The sequence below is a fragment of the Pseudomaricurvus sp. ABR4_320 genome, from assembly GCF_056159445.1.
The window spans coordinates 346,753-366,265 of sequence record NZ_JBSWVF010000004.1; the positions used below are offsets into that span (position 1 = coordinate 346,753).

At 48.5% G+C, this 19,513-nt stretch carries 12 protein-coding genes; 10 read left to right on the forward strand and 2 right to left on the reverse strand.

What is annotated here, in order from left to right:
• Positions 1 to 200 precede the first annotated feature (200 nt).
• The gene (locus tag ACXAFR_RS10615) at positions 201 to 5,225 is read left to right on the forward strand and encodes an NAD-glutamate dehydrogenase (RefSeq protein WP_475176486.1); all 5,025 of its coding nucleotides are present in this window, start codon (positions 201 to 203) and stop codon (positions 5,223 to 5,225) included.
• A gap of 23 nt (positions 5,226 to 5,248) precedes the next feature.
• Here ACXAFR_RS10615 and ACXAFR_RS10620 read toward each other — a convergent pair whose 3' ends face one another.
• Both ACXAFR_RS10620 and ACXAFR_RS10625 read right to left on the reverse strand, forming a co-directional pair.
• The gene (locus ACXAFR_RS10620) at positions 5,249 to 6,751 is read right to left on the reverse strand and encodes a GAF domain-containing protein (RefSeq protein WP_475176488.1); all 1,503 of its coding nucleotides are present in this window, start codon (positions 6,749 to 6,751) and stop codon (positions 5,249 to 5,251) included.
• A 207-nt stretch (positions 6,752 to 6,958) separates the two neighbouring features.
• Positions 6,959 to 11,470, reverse strand: a complete 4,512-nt coding sequence (locus ACXAFR_RS10625) for an EAL domain-containing protein (RefSeq protein ID WP_475176490.1) — start codon at positions 11,468 to 11,470, stop codon at positions 6,959 to 6,961.
• A 607-nt stretch (positions 11,471 to 12,077) separates the two neighbouring features.
• Here ACXAFR_RS10625 and ACXAFR_RS10630 point away from each other — a divergent pair.
• The 9 genes from ACXAFR_RS10630 (at position 12,078) to ACXAFR_RS10670 (ending at position 19,501) form a co-directional block, all read left to right on the forward strand.
• Positions 12,078 to 12,470: a DUF2835 domain-containing protein gene (locus tag ACXAFR_RS10630; protein ID WP_475176494.1), complete on the forward strand. Its 393-nt coding sequence runs from the start codon at positions 12,078 to 12,080 to the stop codon at positions 12,468 to 12,470.
• 277 nt (positions 12,471 to 12,747) lie between these two features.
• On the forward strand, positions 12,748 to 14,040 hold the full coding sequence (locus ACXAFR_RS10635; protein ID WP_475176497.1) for a tyrosine-type recombinase/integrase: 1,293 nt from the start codon (positions 12,748 to 12,750) through the stop codon (positions 14,038 to 14,040).
• Entirely contained in the window at positions 14,037 to 14,717 is a 681-nt protein-coding gene (locus tag ACXAFR_RS10640) for a hypothetical protein (protein ID WP_475176500.1), read from the forward strand. Before ACXAFR_RS10635 ends, ACXAFR_RS10640 begins: the two co-directional genes overlap by 4 nt.
• Before the next feature lie 92 nt (positions 14,718 to 14,809).
• The gene (locus tag ACXAFR_RS10645; RefSeq protein WP_475176502.1) at positions 14,810 to 15,076 is read left to right on the forward strand and encodes a hypothetical protein; all 267 of its coding nucleotides are present in this window, start codon (positions 14,810 to 14,812) and stop codon (positions 15,074 to 15,076) included.
• Positions 15,073 to 15,309: a hypothetical protein gene (locus tag ACXAFR_RS10650; RefSeq protein WP_475176505.1), complete on the forward strand. Its 237-nt coding sequence runs from the start codon at positions 15,073 to 15,075 to the stop codon at positions 15,307 to 15,309. The genes ACXAFR_RS10645 and ACXAFR_RS10650 overlap by 4 nt, the downstream gene beginning before the upstream one ends.
• A gap of 385 nt (positions 15,310 to 15,694) precedes the next feature.
• The gene (locus tag ACXAFR_RS10655) at positions 15,695 to 16,681 is read left to right on the forward strand and encodes a helix-turn-helix domain-containing protein (protein ID WP_475176507.1); all 987 of its coding nucleotides are present in this window, start codon (positions 15,695 to 15,697) and stop codon (positions 16,679 to 16,681) included.
• Positions 16,662 to 16,925: a hypothetical protein gene (locus tag ACXAFR_RS10660; RefSeq protein WP_475176511.1), complete on the forward strand. Its 264-nt coding sequence runs from the start codon at positions 16,662 to 16,664 to the stop codon at positions 16,923 to 16,925. The genes ACXAFR_RS10655 and ACXAFR_RS10660 overlap by 20 nt, the downstream gene beginning before the upstream one ends.
• Positions 16,926 to 17,124: 199 nt before the next feature.
• Entirely contained in the window at positions 17,125 to 19,023 is a 1,899-nt protein-coding gene (locus ACXAFR_RS10665) for a phage major capsid protein (RefSeq protein WP_475176514.1), read from the forward strand.
• A gap of 88 nt (positions 19,024 to 19,111) precedes the next feature.
• Positions 19,112 to 19,501 (forward strand): hypothetical protein, encoded by a 390-nt coding sequence (locus ACXAFR_RS10670; protein ID WP_475176515.1) that lies wholly within the window; start codon positions 19,112 to 19,114, stop codon positions 19,499 to 19,501.
• Positions 19,502 to 19,513 lie beyond the last annotated feature (12 nt).

The following is a 19,513-nucleotide window of genomic DNA, read 5'->3' on the forward strand; positions in this document are numbered from 1 at the left end:
TTTCAGAGGCCTGACGTAAGTTGTTGAATTACCACTGAATGTTAAACACTGTACGGAGTTTATCAAGTGCTGGTTTGGATTACGCCCAGCTCAGACCATGGTGATTGAGTGTGGTTCCACGCCTTAGTGCTGGGCTTCAACTAAGCTTAGAGTTAAGCTATTGAAAATATAACGAATACTTTGTCAGAGAGGTGTAAAGAGTGGCGATATCCCAGATTTCAGCGGATACCCCGCAAGCATTCCATTCCCAATTAGTACAGGCCATTGATGAGCGTCTCGGGGAGCCGGAAGCGACCAGTGTGCGCCATTTTGCCGACCTGTACTACCGCCAAGTCGATCTCGAAGAGATGGAGGGCAAGGTGGTGACCGATGTTGTCGGCGGCCTTTACGCGCTCTGGAATCTATTGCAGCAGAAGAAGGAGGGCAAGCCCAAGGTCAGGGTCTACAATCCGACTCTGGATGAAGAGGGCTGGCTGTGTGGTCATACCGTCGTCGCGGTTTTGCAGAGGGACATGCCTTTTCTGGTGGATTCCATACGCATCGAAATCAATCGCCATAATATCGATCTGCATGCCTTGAAGAGCGTGGTGCTGTCGGTTGCGCGTGATGCAGATGGCAAGTTGCTGGAAGTGCGTGATTCGGCGGAAGATGAAGATGAGCGATTCCAGCGTGAAGCGCTCATCTATATGGAAATCAATCTGCACACCGACGAGGCGCAAATGCGTGATCTCGGCGATTCCATTGTTTCGGTTCTCGGCGATGTCGAAATGGTTGTGCGCGACTATCAACCACTGTTGCGCCGAGTCCGGGACGTGGCTGCCGGACTGGAGAATAATCCAGATTCTGTTGAGCACGCTGAAGCATCTGAATTTCTCGATTGGCTATCGAACGGTCACTTCACCTTTCTTGGCAGCGTTGAATACGAATTTGAAGATCACAGCGAAGGTCGACGTCTGGTTGAGCGTAAGGATTCACGCTTGGGGTTATTCTGTGGTTACGGCACTCGGGCGGCCAGTGTTGAAATTCAGGATTTCAATGCGGGGATGGCCAATTTTCATGAATCCAACCAAGTGCTGTCGTTTACGAAGTCGGCGGTGCGCTCGCGGGTCCATCGGCACGCCTATTCCGATTACGTAGTGGTAAAGCTTTATAACGACGACGGCAGTGTGCGTGGTGAAAGCCGTTTTCTTGGGCTTTACACATCGCCAGTTTATACATTATCACCCACGCGGATTCCCCATGTGAGACGCAAGGTCGATCACGTGATGGAGGTTTCTGGGTTGGACCCTATGTCCCACGACGGCAAGGGGTTGCGCCAAATCCTGGAGACGTTTCCGCGCGATGAGCTCTTTCAGGCGAGCAACGAAGAGCTCTACGGTATGGTGCTGCGTGTCGCGCGCTTAAAGGAGCGTCACAAGGTGCGCTTGCTGATGCGCCGTGATCCTTACGGCAAATTTGTCAGTTGTATTATCTACGTTCCGAGAGATGATTTTTCCACCCATGTTCGGGAGCTGATTCAGGATCTTATCGCCGAGGCGATCAATGCGCATGAGCATGAATTTACGACGTATTTTTCCGAATCTGTTCTAGCTCGCACCCACATTGTTTTCCGTATTGACCCCCTGGCAGATATCGATCTCGATGTAAAACGGTTAGAGCGGCAAATCATCGATATCACTCGGTCTTGGGAGGATCGTTTCTATGATTCTCTGGTGGAAAGCTATGGGGAAGAGCGGGCGGCAACCCTGTTCAAACAATATGAAGATGGGTTTAACTACGGCTATCAGGAGACTCATCAACCCCGTGCTGCGGTACAGGATCTGATTCGTATCGAAAGTCTTGATAAAGACAATACGCTGGCGATGTCTTTCTACCAGCCGGCGGGCGCGGATAAGAACACCATGAAATTTAAGGTGTTCAATTACGGCGGTCAGCTTGAGCTGTCAGACGTCGTTCCCGTCCTCGAAAATCTCGGGCTGCGAGTTGTCAGTGAGCACCCCTACAAAATTAAAAATCGCGATGGCACCAGAGTTTGGGTGCATGATTTTGAATTGCGCTCGACGCTGGATATTGAAATTGATGCCCAGCGTGCGAAAAACAATTTTCAGGATGCCTTTGCCGCGATATGGAATCGGCAGACCGATAACGATGCCTTTAACCGCTTGGTGTTAGGGGCGCGTATCAGTTGGCGAGAGGTTGCGGTACTGCGAGCCTACGCCAGCTACATGAAGCAGACGATGTTCAACTTCAGTAAGTTCTACATCGCCAACACACTGGCAAATCATTTGTCGATTACCCGTAACTTGGTCGCGTTGTTCAAATCGATGTTTGATCCCCGAGTGAAAACGTCTGCGCGACAGGAGGGCGAGCGAGCAGAACGTTTGCGAACGAAGATTCTCGAGAGTTTAGACGCTGTCGACAATCTCAACGAGGACCAGATTATTCGTCGTTATTTGGATCTCATGCAGGGAACCGTACGCACGAACTTTTTTCAGCAACTGCCGGATGGTACAGCGAAAGACTATATCTCCTTCAAGCTGAGCCCGCGGACAATTGTCGATATTCCAGAGCCGCGTCCGCTGTACGAAATTTTTGTCTACTCACCGCGGATTGAAGGCGTTCATTTACGCGGAGGAACGGTCGCTCGTGGTGGTTTGCGCTGGTCAGACAGGCTCCAGGACTACCGTACTGAAGTCCTTGGCCTGGTGAAAGCACAGCAAGTCAAAAATGCAGTTATTGTTCCCAACGGCGCCAAAGGTGGATTTGTTGGTAAGCAATTGCCATCGCCCTCCGACCGGAAGGCGTTTATGGCGGAAGGTATTGCCTGCTATCGTACTTTTATTCGGGGTCTTCTGGATGTTACCGACAACATTGTTGATGGTGAGGTGAAGCCACCGGAAAACGTGATTCGCCGCGATTCGGATGACCCCTATCTGGTGGTGGCTGCAGACAAAGGAACGGCCACATTTTCAGATATCGCTAACGAAATTTCTGCGGAGTATGGCCATTGGCTGGGCGACGCTTTTGCCTCCGGTGGGAGCCAGGGGTACGATCACAAGAAAATGGGGATCACTGCGCGAGGTGCCTGGGTGTCTGTACAACGCCACTTTAAAGAAAAGGGTATAGACGTTCAGAAAGAAGATTTCACCGTGGTGGGCATCGGTGACATGGCCGGAGATGTGTTCGGCAATGGTATGCTGATGTCTCCTCATATTCGTCTGACCGCTGCGTTTAATCATCTACATATTTTTATCGATCCCAGTCCAGATGCAGCACCGAGTTATGAAGAGCGCAAGCGGATGTTTGCGACCCAGGGTATTACCTGGGCAGACTACAATACAGACCTGATATCGAAAGGCGGTGGTGTTTTTTCAAGGGCAGCGAAATCCATCGTGATTTCCCCTCAAATGAAAGAGCGATTTGCGATAGACGCCGATAAGTTAACGCCGAATCAGTTGATTCATGCATTACTGCAAGCGCCTGTCGATCTTATCTGGAATGGCGGGATTGGCACTTACGTAAAAGCTGCGTCAGAAAGTCATGGCGACGTGGGAGATAAGTCAAACGACAGTGTCCGCATTAACGGTGGCCAGTTGCGTTGTAAGGTCTTTGGTGAAGGCGGCAACTTGGGGATGACCCAGCTTGGCCGGATAGATTTTTGTCTTAATGGCGGCGCGTGTAACACAGACTTTATTGATAATGCCGGTGGTGTGGATTGTTCTGACCATGAAGTCAACATCAAAATTCTATTGGATGATTTGGTCAGTAACGGTGACTTGACGCAAAAACAACGCAATGGCTTGTTAGAGGAAATGACAGAGGCGGTCTCCGGGCTGGTTCTCGACAATAACTACAAACAAACCCAGGCCATTTCTCTTGCAGAAATTCAATCGCTAACGCGTATTGGTGAATATCGACGTTTCATCAATCAGTTGGTTGAGTCCGGTCGACTGGACCGACAGCTGGAATTTCTGCCCGATGATGAAACTTTCAATGAGCGTCAACAGCAGAACAAATCTCTGACGCGCCCTGAACTTTCCGTTCTTGTGTCCTATGCAAAAGTAGAGCTGAAAGAAGCCTTGGCTGACGACGTTTTGAACGACGATGACTATATGTCGCAAGCGGTTGAATCGGCATTTCCCGCATTGTTGCGCGATCGATTCCAAAAGCAGATCTATCAGCATCGCCTGCGGCGGGAAATCGTCGCCACTCAGCTGGCGAACGATATGGTCAATCATATGGGCATTAACTTTGCCCGACGATTGATGGAATCGACGGGCTCCAGCGCCGTCGATGTTTCCAAAGCTTATGTCATTGCCCGTGATATTTGCGGCACGCACGATTACTTTGAGCGCGTTGAAGCGCTCGATCATCAAATCGACAGTCACCTGCAATACCAGCTGTTGGCAAAAATGATGCGTCGCATGCGTCGTGCAACCCGATGGTTTCTGCGCAACCGTCGCGGCATGCTCAATCCGGAGCAGGAAATTGCAACCTTCTATGAGCCGGTCAGTGCTTTCCTGGGAAATATCGCCGCCGTTATAAGTGGCAGCCCGAAGGATGCCTGGGCGGCTGAGCGAGACAAGCTGGTCGAACAGGGGGTTCCTGAAGATCTGGCGGGGCAGGCGGCGCTGCCATCGGTACTTTATTCGCCAATTAATATCGTTGAAGCGGCAAGGGTAACCAATTCCGATCCACTGTCTGTGGCGAAAGTGTATTTCGCACTGGGTAATGAATTAGGATTGCAGTGGTTTGCCAATCAGATCAGCGAAGTGCGAGTCGATACCTTCTGGCAAGCGATGGCTAGAGAGACGTTTATCGATGACTTAGAATCTCAAATGCGTACATTGGCGTGCTCTCTGATTCGTCTCACCGGTCCGGATTCAGATATTTTGCAAGTCATTGAAGAGTGGAAGGAGCGGCAGGCTCTGTTGGTCGAGCGCTGGCAGTCTATGTTGAGTGAGTTACAAGGTGCGCCGGGAACCGATTTCGCCATGTTCTCGGTGGCTCTCCGTGAATTACTTGATTTGGCCCAAGCGAGCCAGCACAGCAGCTTTGCCGACCCGGCTAACACCATCGAAGATCTGGAGTCCGCCGCTTTGCCGAGTGTGAAAAAGCTGTTGGATAATGGTGATACCGATGCGACAGATCCGGCTAAGACTGCGGTACGAGCACGTAAATCAAAAGGCGAAAAAGAGTCGGCCAAACGCTCAAAGAAAAAATAAATCGTTGCGGAAAAACCGATTGTTTAAATTGGAGATTTAAACAATCGGTGGCGAATTTTCTTGGCAAGTAATAACTGGTGCTCCTCCCAAGGGGGGGAGCCATAGGCCTTTACTTCTGTCCAGCGTTCGAAAGAGTGACGCGGTGTCAGAATTTTTTCACCCGCTTCCGTTGTGTCCTCAATTTTTTCCGGCTTGCCGGCCCAGTCGACAGTGATGGGTTCCGCTAAGCGACAAATGTAGAGGCGATAATCCCGGTGTATGGATTTGATCCACATAGCCATCAGCCCCCGATATCTTTGGGTAAGACCTGGCATCATGCTCTCGAGATATGCGATATTGTCCGACGTGTAGATGGGTAGCTCGATAGAGACAAACCAAGCGTCGAGAGCATTAATGGTTTCGTTGTCGATATCACTGCCGATGTGGTACACGGTGCTGTCAATACAGAGTATGGCGGCATCTCCAGCAAGCGCATTGAGTGCTTTCGCCATAAAGCGCTCCGTCTTTTTGTCTTCTTTACCTGCTTCCTGCAAGGTCTGCATAATGTCGTAGGTCGTTTTCTCCAGTGATGACAGCATGCTGAAGCGACTGTTGACCAAATAAGAGTAGAATGCCAAAGAAAACTGTTGCACCAGGTTTTCACATTGGCGACGTATCCGCAAACTGATGCGGTGGGGGGTGCTGTGATGGCAGGAAACCAATCCCCAGAATTTCCCGGATATGATAATTGGAATTGAAAATGAGGCAGCGACCTTCATGTTTTTGAGGTACTGCAAATGCACTGGTGAAACGCTGCGAAGATTTGCGTAGGTCAGGTCAGGTGGCTCTTTACTGCAACCAGCAAGAGGAACCGTAGGTGATAGCGTATCGGGAATGTATCGCCAAGGATTCTCATAATAAAGGCGTCGAGCGATTGCAGGGATATCCGAAGCTGGAAAATGCAGGCCAATATAGAGAGGTTTAAAATCGGTACTGATTTCAGAAACGACTTCCCCCGTCCAGTCGGGTTCGAAGCGGTAAATCAGTACTCGCTCGCAGCGTGTGTTTGCCTGTAGGTTCTGAAGAAGGGTATAAAAATAATCCTGTTCTTCAACCTTTTGTGAAAATTTAAAGAGTTGTCTATAGCTGTTGGGTTGTGCTGCTCGCGCCGCCTGATCCATGCGATGGACCATTTCGAATTCAATTAAATAGGTGTCGACTGAGTGAGTGCAGACGATATCTAGGTGAATATTTGCAAGCGGAGAGCTGACATTGTGGAATCTCTTAGAGACCCCCCGGCCGGAAGGCAGGTCAAATTCATCTTTGGCTGGAAACCAAGCAAGTTCCCATAGGGGCGTTCCCAACAAAGTCTGGGCTGCATCGCCGGTGAAATGCTCAATATTTTGGCTTGCATGACTTATAAGAAGCGAGTGAGAATCCACCACCAGGAGCGCACCGTAACTTTGGATTTCTCCGGAAAGGTGTAAAAGTTCTTTTTCACAGTTTCCTATGTCTTCCGGAGAAATAAACTCCTGGCTATTCGTCATGTTAATCTGATTTTCAGCCGTCATTCCGTTGGCGGTTTATGGTTACAGAGGAGGTCGATCGATGATTGGTTTTTCGCATGTAAAATCTCAAACTCCCTAAAAAACTGGCAGTGTCGTTACGAACTCCAGTAATAGCGCTCTCCTTAAATCTCTGATCTGATGCAAATCGTTTCAAGAGGTTGGTTGTTGGTAGCCTCGTGACTTTCGTTAACTGGATTTTGTCAGTAGTTTTTCGAACTCCAATGTGATCATTGGCAGATGAAACAAATTACCCTGCACTATCTCACAGTGCTCTTCCCGAAGTAACTGGAGCTGTTGCTCCGACTCTACACCCTCGGCGACGACTTTTAAGCCGAGCGCGTGGGCCATAGTAATAATCGTTCGTGTAATGGCCTTATCATCTGGCTCATTGACGAGCCCATCAACAAATTTGCGATCAACCTTGAGTTCGTTGATGGGTAATTGACGAAGATAACTGAGCGAAGAATAACCAACGCCAAAATCATCGATGCTGATGCCAATCCCCATCTTGGAGATTTCGGTTAGCATCTCCCGGGCAGACGCCATATTTTCAACCAACGCATTCTCTGTAATTTCTAGCGCCAGATACTCCGCGGGAACATTAAAGCTCTTGAGGAGTTGCCTGACCTGCGAAACGAAATCGTTTTGGCGCAATTGGCGTGGAGATACATTAATGGATATTTGGGGAACCTGGTAGCCTTTTCGCAGCCATTTGCTGATGTTGGTCAACGCAGACTCAAACACAAACAAGCCAATCTTATCGATAAGTTGCGATTTTTCAGCAACCGGGATAAAGACCGCTGGATACATTTTGCCTTCTTCTGGCGATTCCCAGCGAATCAGGGCTTCGGCTCCGATCATGGAACCCGTGTAAACGTCTACCTTGGGTTGAAAGACCAAATATAACTGATTTTCTTCAAGCGCTTTACGCAGGCCCGCCTCGATCTTCATTTTCGACACGGCTTGGTCTTTCATATTCTCAGTAAAGAAGTGGTACTGATTTTTCCCCGCCTCTTTGGAGCTGTACATGGCAGTATCAGCGTTTTTCAATAGCGAGACACTGTCTGTGCCATCATCGGGGAAGACGCTGATGCCAATACTGGCGGTAACAAACAGGGAGTGATCCTGAATCATGAAAGGGCGGTTAATTTCCTGAATAATCCGCTGTGAGATCATGTGCACTTCATCAATGGTGGTATCCGCCAGTAAGGTCACGAATTCATCACCACCCAGGCGGGCCAACATGTCGATATCACGAATACACTGTTGCAGGCGTGATGTGGTTTTTTTCAACAGGGCATCGCCGATATGATGCCCCAAGGTATCATTAATATTTTTGAAGTTATCCAGGTCGATAAACAAGAGAGCGAATTGTGAACGTTTACGTTTACTTTGATTAATGGAAAGTTGCAAACGCTCAATCAACGTATTTCGATTCGGCAGTTTAGTGAGTTCGTCGTGAGTTGCCAAAAATTCTATTTTGCGTTGAATGTTTTTGATTTCGTTGATATTGCTAAAGGTAGCGACATAATTGGTGATGTCACCATTCCCATCGCGAACGGAATTTACGGTCAACCATTCGCGGTAGATTTCGCCACTTTTCTTCTTGTTGATGATTTCGCCCTGCCAATGGCCTTTTTGCAGAAGCGCATTCCAGAATTGTGAGAAATAGGTATCCGAGTGTTTACCCGAGGCAAGAATTCGAGGGTTCTTGCCGATCACTTCTTCCAATCGATAACCGCTGGTCTCGGTAAAGGCGTGATTAGCGGTTTGGATCTCTCCGGAAGCATTGGTAATTAAAATGGATTCACCTGCTCGGTCAAAGACTTTGCCAGCGAGGCTTAACTGTTCGTTGGCATGTCTTGCCTGGGTAATGTCATTAGCCTGAGTACAGATAAACTGTACTGCACCATCTCGATCAAAGATGGGAAAGCGAACACTTTGCAGTGTGAGCGTGCCTTTTTCAATGGCGATTTTATCGATGGATTCTGTGGGAGACAGATTTCGCATGACGTCGAGATCTTTATCCCGCAAGAACTTCGCGTTATCCGCGCCGAACAATTGTAAATCGGTTTTTCCGATAACATGATCGTTACTGAAACCGGTGACTTCTTCAAAGCGCATGTTGACGTATTCATAGCGCCCAGCCGTATCCTTCAAAGCTACCAAGGTAATAGAGTTATCCATAATCGACAGGAGCTGTTCCTGGCTGCGCGCAATTTGCTGCTGCGCTTTAATCAGCTCGGTGTTATCGATCATGGCGATCACGGTGCCTTGATGGTTCTTTTTAATATCGAGTATCGGCGCGATCTGCAGTTGTACAGATTGATTGGTTTCTGTATCAATTTTTAGGCTCTGGCGCTGACCGGAGCGCATGGCTTCCTGCATTTTACTCTGTGCCTGCAGGAAATAATTCGGCAGTTTTAATCTCTCCAGGGGTTCGTCGTAGAGTTCGCTGGACAAGTTGAAAAGCTGGTTTGCTTCTCGGTTGGCGCGTTTCAGTTTTGCGCTCTCATCGAAAACCAGAAGAGGGAGGCCAATGGTGTTGTAAACCCCTTCCAGTTCACTGTTAGCATCAGCCAGTTCCCGTGTTTTGCGGGAAATCTCTTCGTTAGATGTGACCAGTTCTTCGTTGGTGGCTTGCAGCTCTTCGTTAACGGCTTCCAGCTCTTCGTTGTTGGCTTGTAGCTCCTCATTGGTGGCTTGTATTTCTTCGTTGAGAGCTTGCATCTCTTCCGAAGAGGCGGCCATTTCTTCCGTCAAGCTTTGCAATTGCTCGCGAGCATTAATGAGTTCGCCAAAATCTAAATCGCGATCATGGGCTGCCGCAGCTTTTTCCGTGGTAGTCGCTTCAACTGGCGGTTTTTGAAAGGTTACCAGAAAAAAGTCGCCTTCTTTTTCAATCAATGGCGTAATGGTCAATCGCCATTGCTGGTCCTGATCTCTGGGAATGGCGCGGACGCCGCTCTGGGTTGGCTGCTGATTTTTTTTCGCTCGATTGATGGTCGAAATCAGTTCTGCCGCCAGCTCGGGAACAATCAAGCGCGAGACATTTAACTCGGTCGCGTTAGCGGGGAAGTTGAGCAGCGGGTAGGGGTTGCCGGCTGTAAAAAGAATGTTGTAAAACCCATCAATCAGTAAGGATGGGCCAGATTGGATGCGCAGTGCACGGTTAAACAGATCCTCATGAATGGTGGCATCGCTTTTCGGCCGTTTACTTTCGACAAAGTGATTGCGAATCACTTTGAGGTGATGAGGCCGTTGAGACGTTGCCTCGACAGCGAAAATTCGTGCCCGACGATTTACTGTCGCGAAAAGTTCGTTTTCAGAACCGATGGATTCCGACTTTCCTAAAAATAAATAGCCATCGTCCCTCAGGGCGTAGCGAAATACGTTCATCACTTTCGCTTGTAATTCGCTGTTGAAATAGATCAGCAGGTTGCGACAGGAAATCAAATCCAAATGGACGAAAGGCGTGTCTTTGGTGACATCCTGGACAGAGAAGGTCACGGCTTCGCGAATGCGCTTTGAGATGGAAAAATAGTTGTCTTTGTAGGTAAAGAATTTTTCTTTAAGAGAATCCGCCAAGGCTTCAAGAGCATGGCTTGGGTAACGGCCACGGCGGCCTTTCGCGAGTGCCGCTTCGTCAACGTCCGTCGCAAAAATCTGCATCTTTAAGGATTTGCCGGATTGCTCAATAACTTCGCTGAGCAAAATCGCTATGGAATAGGCTTCTTCGCCGGTTGCACAGCCGGCAACCCACATGCGAATTTCACCGTTTTCCTGTTTGCGATCGACGATGGTGGCGAATATATTGCGAAGGGCTTGGAAAGACTCTACGTCACGGAAAAAATCCGTTACGGAAATCAGAATTTCCCGCTTTAGTGTATGGACTTCATCCGAATTATCCCGAAGGTAAGACAGGTACTCTGTTTCGGTGTCAATCCTCAACGTGTTCATACGGCGTTGCAATCGACGTAAAATGGTCGATCGTTTGTAAGAGCTGAAATCAATTCGGGTTTCTTTTTGAATCAGCTCGTAGAGCTCGGCAATAAACTTCTCGCCATGGGAGGATTGTCCTTGTCCCGTCGGGCGAAACAGGCTGTTGGTCAGCTGACCGATTTCAGGCCCCATCTCGCTCGGCGGCATTGTGTTGCTTTCTTCCAAGGCTTGCATGGCGGCTTTTGGCATGCCTTCATATTTGGCGGAATTGGGGGACTGAATTAATACCGCGCCGCCGGCGGCACGAATGGCTTTTAATCCCAGTGCGCCATCACTGCCTGTGCCAGAGAGTATGACTCCGATACTGTGATCGCCAAATTCATTGGCGAGTGAATCCATCAGCAAATTAACCGATGGCTTCGGCGAAATATCAGCTGGCTGGGTGGAGAGAACGAAGTGTCCTTGCTCGAGAGTCACATGGACTTTAGGCGGAGCAATATAAATTATATCGGTCTTCGGTTGCATCCCATGCTCAGCTTCCTTGACCTCCAGCTCAGTTTCTCTGGCAAGAATTTCTACCAGGCGACTCTTATGGTTGGGAGACAAATGCTGGGCGACGACGTAAAAAACTTTGTTGTTGACAGGTAAGGCCGCCACCAATTGGCTGAGCGCTTCGATGCCACCAGCAGAGGAGCCAATGCCGACAGCGAAAGGACGGTTGGGGTCGTCTTCTGCAGCGGGGTTATAGGAAATCATGGTTCTATCTTTCCTTATCAGGCATAGCACTGGTGCCTGTCTTGTTGTATTTATGCATCCTTGCTGTTGCTGCCAAAAGCGCAAAACCTGTCTGAATTTTCTGACGGAAGTATTTTAGTGTTAATAAATCTCATCAGTACCTTGATCGTCAAGTGACAATTGTGATGATTCCAGGTGATTTTGCGGAACGCTCGCTTAATCCTTACTGTTTGTCGTGGAATTGCTGGACTGTTGTGGTGTAAAAGGCATCAGCGGATTGCTCGCAGCTTTTTGTTTACCTTCAACCGTTTCGGATTCGTTGTTAGATGTGTTCATGACCAGATATTTTGATGAAGATTAAAAAAACGAGCCAGCTTGTGCATCGGATGACTTCGATGCAAAACCTCAGAAAAACAAGGCGCCGTTATGATTAAACTCCTCATGTCAGCGCAGTGATAGTAATCATAAACTTTATGGGTAACAACCCAGATTGATATCTTCAGTTGTGATTGTTGCTGTTTTCGCTGACGTTCGTCCCACATTTTATGTTTACATCCTTCTGAAAGGTGAGCTGCGAAGGCGTTTAGCGACACAGGTGACGGTTTTTTAAGAATTGACCTTAAAATAAATGTGGATTAGTGCACATTTTCTACTTGGAAGTAGCGGTCCTGTCGACTATCGTTTGAAGAGTCTTTTTCTGGAAGAAATGAGTGCCAGTGGCAACCGGAAAGGTCTCGGCTTGCCTCCTTGTTTCTGCGAGTGGCGCCGTTGTTGTTTTTGGTGTTTTGGGTTGAATGTGATGCCGTCGATCATTGTCAGTTTAACGATTTCAGCGGAAGAATATCAGAAGCTGTATGCCGGAGTGGCGAATAATGTCTCCTGTCTTGCCAGTGACGGGCGTCGAGTGCAGTTTCCCGCGAGGATTTTACAACGCTATGTGACGCGTGCTGGCGTTAGCGGGCAGTTTCGGATCGAATTTGACGATCAGGGGAAATTCCAGGATATACACAGCCTGAGTTGAAGGTGTGTCTTTTAAACCGTTTTGTGGAATGTGATAGACGACAAATGATGGTCGGAGTGAGAGGATTTGAACCTCCGGCCCCTGCCTCCCGAAGCGCTCTTCTCCAATTTTCGCCAGATTTAAATCAAGTTCATATCTTATAAAAAACCTAATAAAACCAAAAATATAGAGGTTTTTTCTCTTTCTTTTCTCAGTCTTTGGTTTCATTGAAATTCGTTGAATTTCACCGTAATGTTGACCCAGTTGTTAACCCAGTTTGAGTTTTGACAGGGGTCGCATGGACCAGAGCAATCGAAGATTTATATTCACAGATCGGGCAATCCGCCTGCTTAAACCGGGACGTGAGCGAGTGGACTACCGTGACTTGGGTTGTCCAGGGCTCACTTTACGAGTGTCGCTTAGGGGGATCAAAACATGGCGATGGCAGTATCGTGGCGTTGACGGCAAGCACAAGCTGTTGACACTGGGCAAGTATCCAGAGCTGTCCCTGGCACAGGCCCGCCGTATGCTTGAAGAAGAAAAACAGCGCCTGGGCCAAAAACGGGCATTCGGTGCTGATCATTATGTCGAGTTAAAAACAGTTGGTGATTTGGCGCGCGACTTCTTCTCTCTCCTAAAAACAACGAGAAAGCGGCCAGAGGAAGCCTGGCAGATGATCGAAAAAGAGATTCTGCCAAAACTCGGGCGCTTACCCCTGAATCCGCCACCGCACCCTCCAGTCATCGGTGCCGTTATCAAACAGATTGTAGCTCGAGGCGCTCCGGTACATGCCGGGAAGGTTCTAAACCTCGTAAAGCAGATGTTTGAGTATGGCGTCGGATCTGGCCACCTTCCGCATAACCCTGCCTCATCATTGAAGGGGCCGGCGCTAGGCGTGCAAAAATTTACTTCCCGGGATCGATGGCTTAGGCGAGAGGAGATTGTTGCCTTCTGGCGAGTGCTTGATGAGGTCCCACGTGTCGATGATCGGACCAAGTTGGCGCTGAAATTATTACTTCTAACGGGGGTGCGTTCTCAGGAGCTGAGACTTGCAAAGTGGCCTGATGTCGATTTTGAGGCCTCGCGCTGGACAATTCCGGTGGCCAATCAGAAGTTGACGCTCTCTCAAGCTAAAACAGCGAAACCATTTGTCATTCCGTTGGCACCCTTCGCCAAAGAGCAGTTCTGTCACTTGAAGCAACTCAGCAACGGTTCAGACTGGGTGCTCTGCAGCGATTCGTCTGCAAGCGGACACTATGACGAAAAGGCTCTTGGTAAAGTCGTGAGGCGATTGTTCGAGAAAAAAATTTCTGATGCCGTGGGTAATAAAGTGCCTTTACTTGATGTCGCCAAATTCTCTCCCCATGACCTGCGTAGAACCATGCGATCCCATCTCGGCTCAACTCTCAATGTTGCCCCCCACATCGCGGAGTTGTGCCTCAATCACTCCCTGGGAACCATTATTCAAACCTATGACCGCGGCGACTACTTCGAGGAGCGAGCGCAGGCGATGACCCGCTGGGCGGAGTATGTTTCGCTTGCTGTGCGGCCGCAAGCGAATGTCACTTACATCGAGCGGACGCCGGTATGAAAAAAAAGACGATACGTAGAGCAATACCTTCTAAAGGAGATCGACCTAATAAACAGGGTTTGCTGAGTTATGTGGAATATGAGCCTGAATCAATTGAAGACTTTAAATCCATTGTTGGTGAATTCGCGACCAGTACCGACGCAAGGCTACGCGCGATTAAAGAATATGGGGAATTGTATCTTGCCGAGCATGGCCTAAGTAGATCAGGAAAATTTGATAAAGGATCCCCCGAGTATCTCGCTAAACGCGCGGCGGATTTCGCAAAAGTTGCTCTTAATGGGAAAAATTCTGTAGATGTTCGCATGGGGCACGCAATGGACGCAGCCACCCTTTATAACCAATTTCTTTTTACATTGGGTATAGAGGCGGCTGCAATCAGAGGAATCGCTGTCGAAAAAAGTAGACCAAGGAAAAAGAGCAAGCTCTGGGCTCAGAATCTGGCTGAGGCTGTAGCTACTAAATTTCCTAACGATTCGTTTTCAATGATCTGGATGAAATTGGGGAACTTTGTAGAGGGTAAGGAGTTTGCAGGATATCAACTAGAAGTTGTATACGAAGAAAATAATCCTCAAAAGGGCGAAATTTGGGCGGATTCGGATCAAACCGGAAAACATGAAAAATTGACTCGCGGCTCCTTTAGAGTTCAGTACTTCAAAAAATTTTCGAAAAAATTGTAAGTTTGGGCGGATTCTTACAAGCACCGATTTAGCATCATGTCTCAGAACCATTCAATAGAAGCCAAGGATTTTCTTGAACTTTTGAGGCATGTATGAAAAAGAATAGTCAGCAACGCCCCCAATTTCTGACGGCGGAAGAAGATGTCCGTAAGGAATTCGGAAATCAAAGTAAAACAACATGGTGGCGGCACAAAAGGGATGGCCGGGTCCCGCCTCCAGATTACGTTATCAATGGCAAAAACTTCTATTCAATTGAAGCTAGGGAAAGAGTGCTTCAAGCGATAGCTGCTTTTCGTGTTGATCCACAGGAGAACGATAAAATCCCTTCAAAACGGAGCGTGGGAGGAGATAAACAATGACTTCCTCTACGAAACTAACGCCGGACGAGTTGAGAAAGCTTCCAATGGCTGAGCTTACTTCACTAGCAAAATTACATCTTAGAGGTTGGGAGCGCGCCGATCCGGTGGCGTTAGTCCAAGAACTGACCCGTCGTCTCACAGAGGCAGAGCAAAACTTAATTCTTCAGCTCGTTTTGATGCAAACACAAAAGCCTGTAGACCAGTTCGACTCACGATTGCCATTCGGGCATTAAAAATGCCGCCCGAGGGCGGCCAATCTTAGAGTATTTGCAACCATGAATTATGACTCTCACGGCGGGGGCGATCAATACGCTTCCCAAGCCGAGGTGCGAGCTCGTGTCTCGGAAATCTGTAAGCTTATCAAATCGCCTCAAGCACAACGCTTGTTACTGTACCTGTCCGCGCACCCGGACAGTTCAACGGTAGAAATAGAGCGCGAATGTGCCATAAACAACATCTCACACGTTGCAAGAAAAGTACGGCCATTTCTCAATCAAGTAGGCCTTGATGTGAGTTGTTACTTACCAAAGAAAAAGCTCAAAAACCGGTTTGGCGAGAAGACTCAGATGCATCTCTGGCGGCTTGAGAGCCTACCCTTTGAGGCTGGAGGGATTAGGCGTGGACGATGAAAAGGGAGAGAGCTCGAACTCGAGTAGCCCTGTATTCTGGGCTATGAAACAAAATCTCAATAACCCGACAGAGAAGTTAATTCTTATCTTGCTCGCGAACTTTGTTCAGGCTAATGGTTCGCAGTATAGAATTTATCCGTCTAGGCAATGGCTTGCAATAAATGCGAGTTGTAGCGTGCAATCCGTCCAACGAGCATTGAACAGTCTAAAAAATCAAGGGTACATCTCATGGTATCGGACAGATCGTTCGAGCTGCTATTCAGTAAATATTGAAAAAGGAAAGTTGCAGCGATTTCTGAAGGTAAGGGAGGCTCATCGAGTGATAGGCCAATCTGACCCTTCACCGGACGTGAAGTACCAATCTGGCCCTTCAGCCGAAACTCCAGATTTTTTTGCCCCTACGAGCAAATCCAATTTGATCTTAGAGAAGTCCCAATCTGATCCGTACCTGAGCCAATCTGACACTGGAGCTGAGCCAAATTGGGCTATGACATGTGCCAATTTGGCTCACAATAACCCTATATATAACCCAAGTTATGACCCTAAATATTTCCCTAACGAGGACCCAATAGGTAGAAATTCTTCAAACATTACAGAGCATGAAGAAAAAAAAGATAGCCAACAAATTGTTTTACAGGATGAAAGCTCCTCGGTTGATGAGGCTGTTGTCCAGTCTTTAACAAGTCAGTTATTAAGTCTTTCCGCTTCGGCAGGTCAGGACATGCGAGAGTTGGATGAGTCCAGCTGGGGTGAAAGCGTTCGTAGTTTGTTGGAAGTCACCGGTTATACCCCTGAGCATATAGAGAGCATTTGGCTATGGCTCCACTTCTCTGAAAGCGACATCGCTGCTCGCCATAAAAACGATGTGCGCCACCCAAGGGATCTATTGACTAAAAATCTGGGCAGTCAACCGATTTATCAATTTTTTGATTTTGCTTGTGGAATGGAGACTGAAAATGAATGCCAGGCAAAATAATCGCTACAGTATTTTTCTGTGTCCGGAATGCTCTACAAAACGGTTTGCAACTTATAACGGGTCCGAAGCTTACTACTGTCCCCACGAAGGTACGTTGATGGTGGTTGATCCAATAACGGGCCGGTGTATTGGTTGGAATGATGTCGCGGTCGAGGAGATTGAAGACATTTTACAGGGGCTCACCGTGACCGCTCTGGTTATGGTTGAGATGGCGAAGAAAAAACAGATGCAACAAAAAAATTGAAAAATGAGTGGGCGCTTCCCTATAATTTGAATGTCCGGTTGATACCCGGGTGTTTTCCAATTTGCTCCTCTCGTCGGTTGATACCCGGCGTCTTTGTCCCTGATACGGCTAGGAAGCGATAGGACCTAAGCGTTTTTTTAACTCGCTTGTTTCCGTTCGCCTGGCTGACGGCTTCAAGCTTAAAAAGGGACCAATTCCTATGATAGAAAACCTGCAAGACTGGCTTGATCGGGACTTTCCTGATCTGGAACGCCGATACCGGGAAGTTGAGGGCGCACTCGACATCAATCGAGTCACCGCGCTTAAACGATCGTCACCCCTGGCGGTTGAACGATTCCAGAAAGACACCAAGACCCTTGAGGCCATTCTCACTACTGAAAACCCAGTTAGCCGGGGATCGTGGACCGAAGTATTGTCTCTAGAGGAGGAGGGCGTTGATCTGTCACGTACAGTGAATGGCCTGCCGCTTCTCTTCAATCACGATCCAAACACCCCCATCGGCACAGTAGACAATGTCAGAGTGTTCGGCGGTGTTCTACGCGGGCGCTTAAAGTTTGGTAATTCCCAGCGGGCTCGAGACATTGCGAAGGACATTGAAGAGGGGCACGCTCTCAGTATGTCGATTGGCTATCGAATCAAAAAAATCGAAGAAGCCCACCCTGAACACACCGAAGAAGAAGTGTACCGAGTGACGCAATGGGAGCTGTATGAGGCGTCTGTGGTGCCGATTCCTGCGGATCCTGCAGCAACCATTCAGAGAAACCTCACTCGATCGCTGATGGCGGGTGAATTACCCCGTACTCCCGTAGAGATAGAGCGGTTTGTCCGCTGGAATGAGCTCCGGCACATCTATGAGAAGTACCACAAGGGCAGTGAAAACAGTCTTGAAGACTATCAGCTGCATCACTTGGAAAATCTGGACAACCAATTGCTTAAGGCGATTAACGATGGCACCGATTCGTCTCGCCAAGCCTACTTTACGGATGTACTTAATATGCGCAATTTACAAAGCGAACCTCGAATTGAATCCCCCCATACACCAGCCGCTGCGCCTGCAGATTTCCGTCAACCTGGCAGTCGATATGATTCAGTGGCGGATAGATACAGCCTGCAACGCGCCATTGCGGCGTCTATTGACCCCTCACACGCACGTCATGCCGGTTTGGAATTTGAAATTGCTGACGACGTTCGCCGTAGGCGTGGCAACCGGCACTTTGATGGCATCGCCATTCCTTCGGAAATGCTTTTCCGCGACGTGTCTAAAGCAGGAAGTGGTGGCAATCTGATTGGAACCGATCACCTGGGCGGTCAATTCATTACCACCCTACGGGAAATGCTTCTACTTGGTCGACTAGGTGCGCGCATCATGCCCGGTTTACAAGGTGACATTGCCATTCCACGGCAGACCGCGGATGTTACCGCAGAGTGGATTGGGGGGGATGGTAGTGACGAGGTTACTGAGAGTGATCCTGCGTTTGACCAAGTGACCTTGTCGCCTCATACGGTTGGTGCTGCGTCAACGTTTAGTCGAAAGACGCTTCTACAGTCAGATCCCAATATTGAAATGCTTATTCGACAGTCAATCATTGGTAGTTTGTCTCGAGCTATCGACGGCGTGTCCGTAAGCGGCGATGGGGCGGGAAATCGCCCTACGGGCATCCTTAACACTCCGGGTATTGGCAGTACTACCTACAGTGGCGCCCCGAGCTTTGGTGATGTGGTGGACCTGGAGGGCTCTCTGTCGTCTGCAGATGCAGATCTGGGCTCGTTGGCCTATGCCTGCCCGGCTCTACTGGCTTCAACGCTCAAGCAGACGGAAACCGTTGCTACCACTGGACAGATGATCTGGTCAGAGGGTAGGAAGCAAGGTGAAGGGCGGATGAATGGACACAAGGCGTTAACCTCCAATCTCATTCCAGCAGGGTATCTATTATTCGGGAATTGGGTGGATCTGATTATTGGTTTATGGAGCGGTATCGACTTGGTTGTTGACCCTTACACCAACGCAAAATCAGGCAGTGTCACTGTTGTCGCTTTTCAGGACTGTGATGTGGCTGTTCGTCATCCGGAAAGCTTCGCAGAGATACATTCAGCATAAACGGGTCCTTCCGGGGGCTTCATACCGAGGGTATGTCGCACCCCGGGCTATTCCTAGTCATCAAGTTTTTCTAAGGTTCAACAACAACATGCCACGAAAATTTAACGAGTTAAGTCAGCAGGAGTTGGCGGACCTTTTTGACGTAGACCGTACCACAATCAGAAATTGGCAGCATGCAGGAATGCCCTACCAAAAGCCAGAAAGATCAGGCTGTAAAGCGAGCTACTCCGCCTTAATTTCTTTACATTGGTACGCTGGAAATGAGCTAGCAAAAAAGCTTTCGATTGATCTAATTCCAGTTCAGAAAGTACTACTTTCATTCATGAGTGCAATGGAGGGGAAAAAGGTTTCCGACACCGACTTGCAAAAGGTTAGAGTTGCATTTAGCTATGTTGGAGTGACTGATTCTAAGACAATATTTGCAGCCTATGGATACGCAAATGCAATACTTGCGTCGCTAAGACAAAGGTTAAATTAGTTTCTACAAATA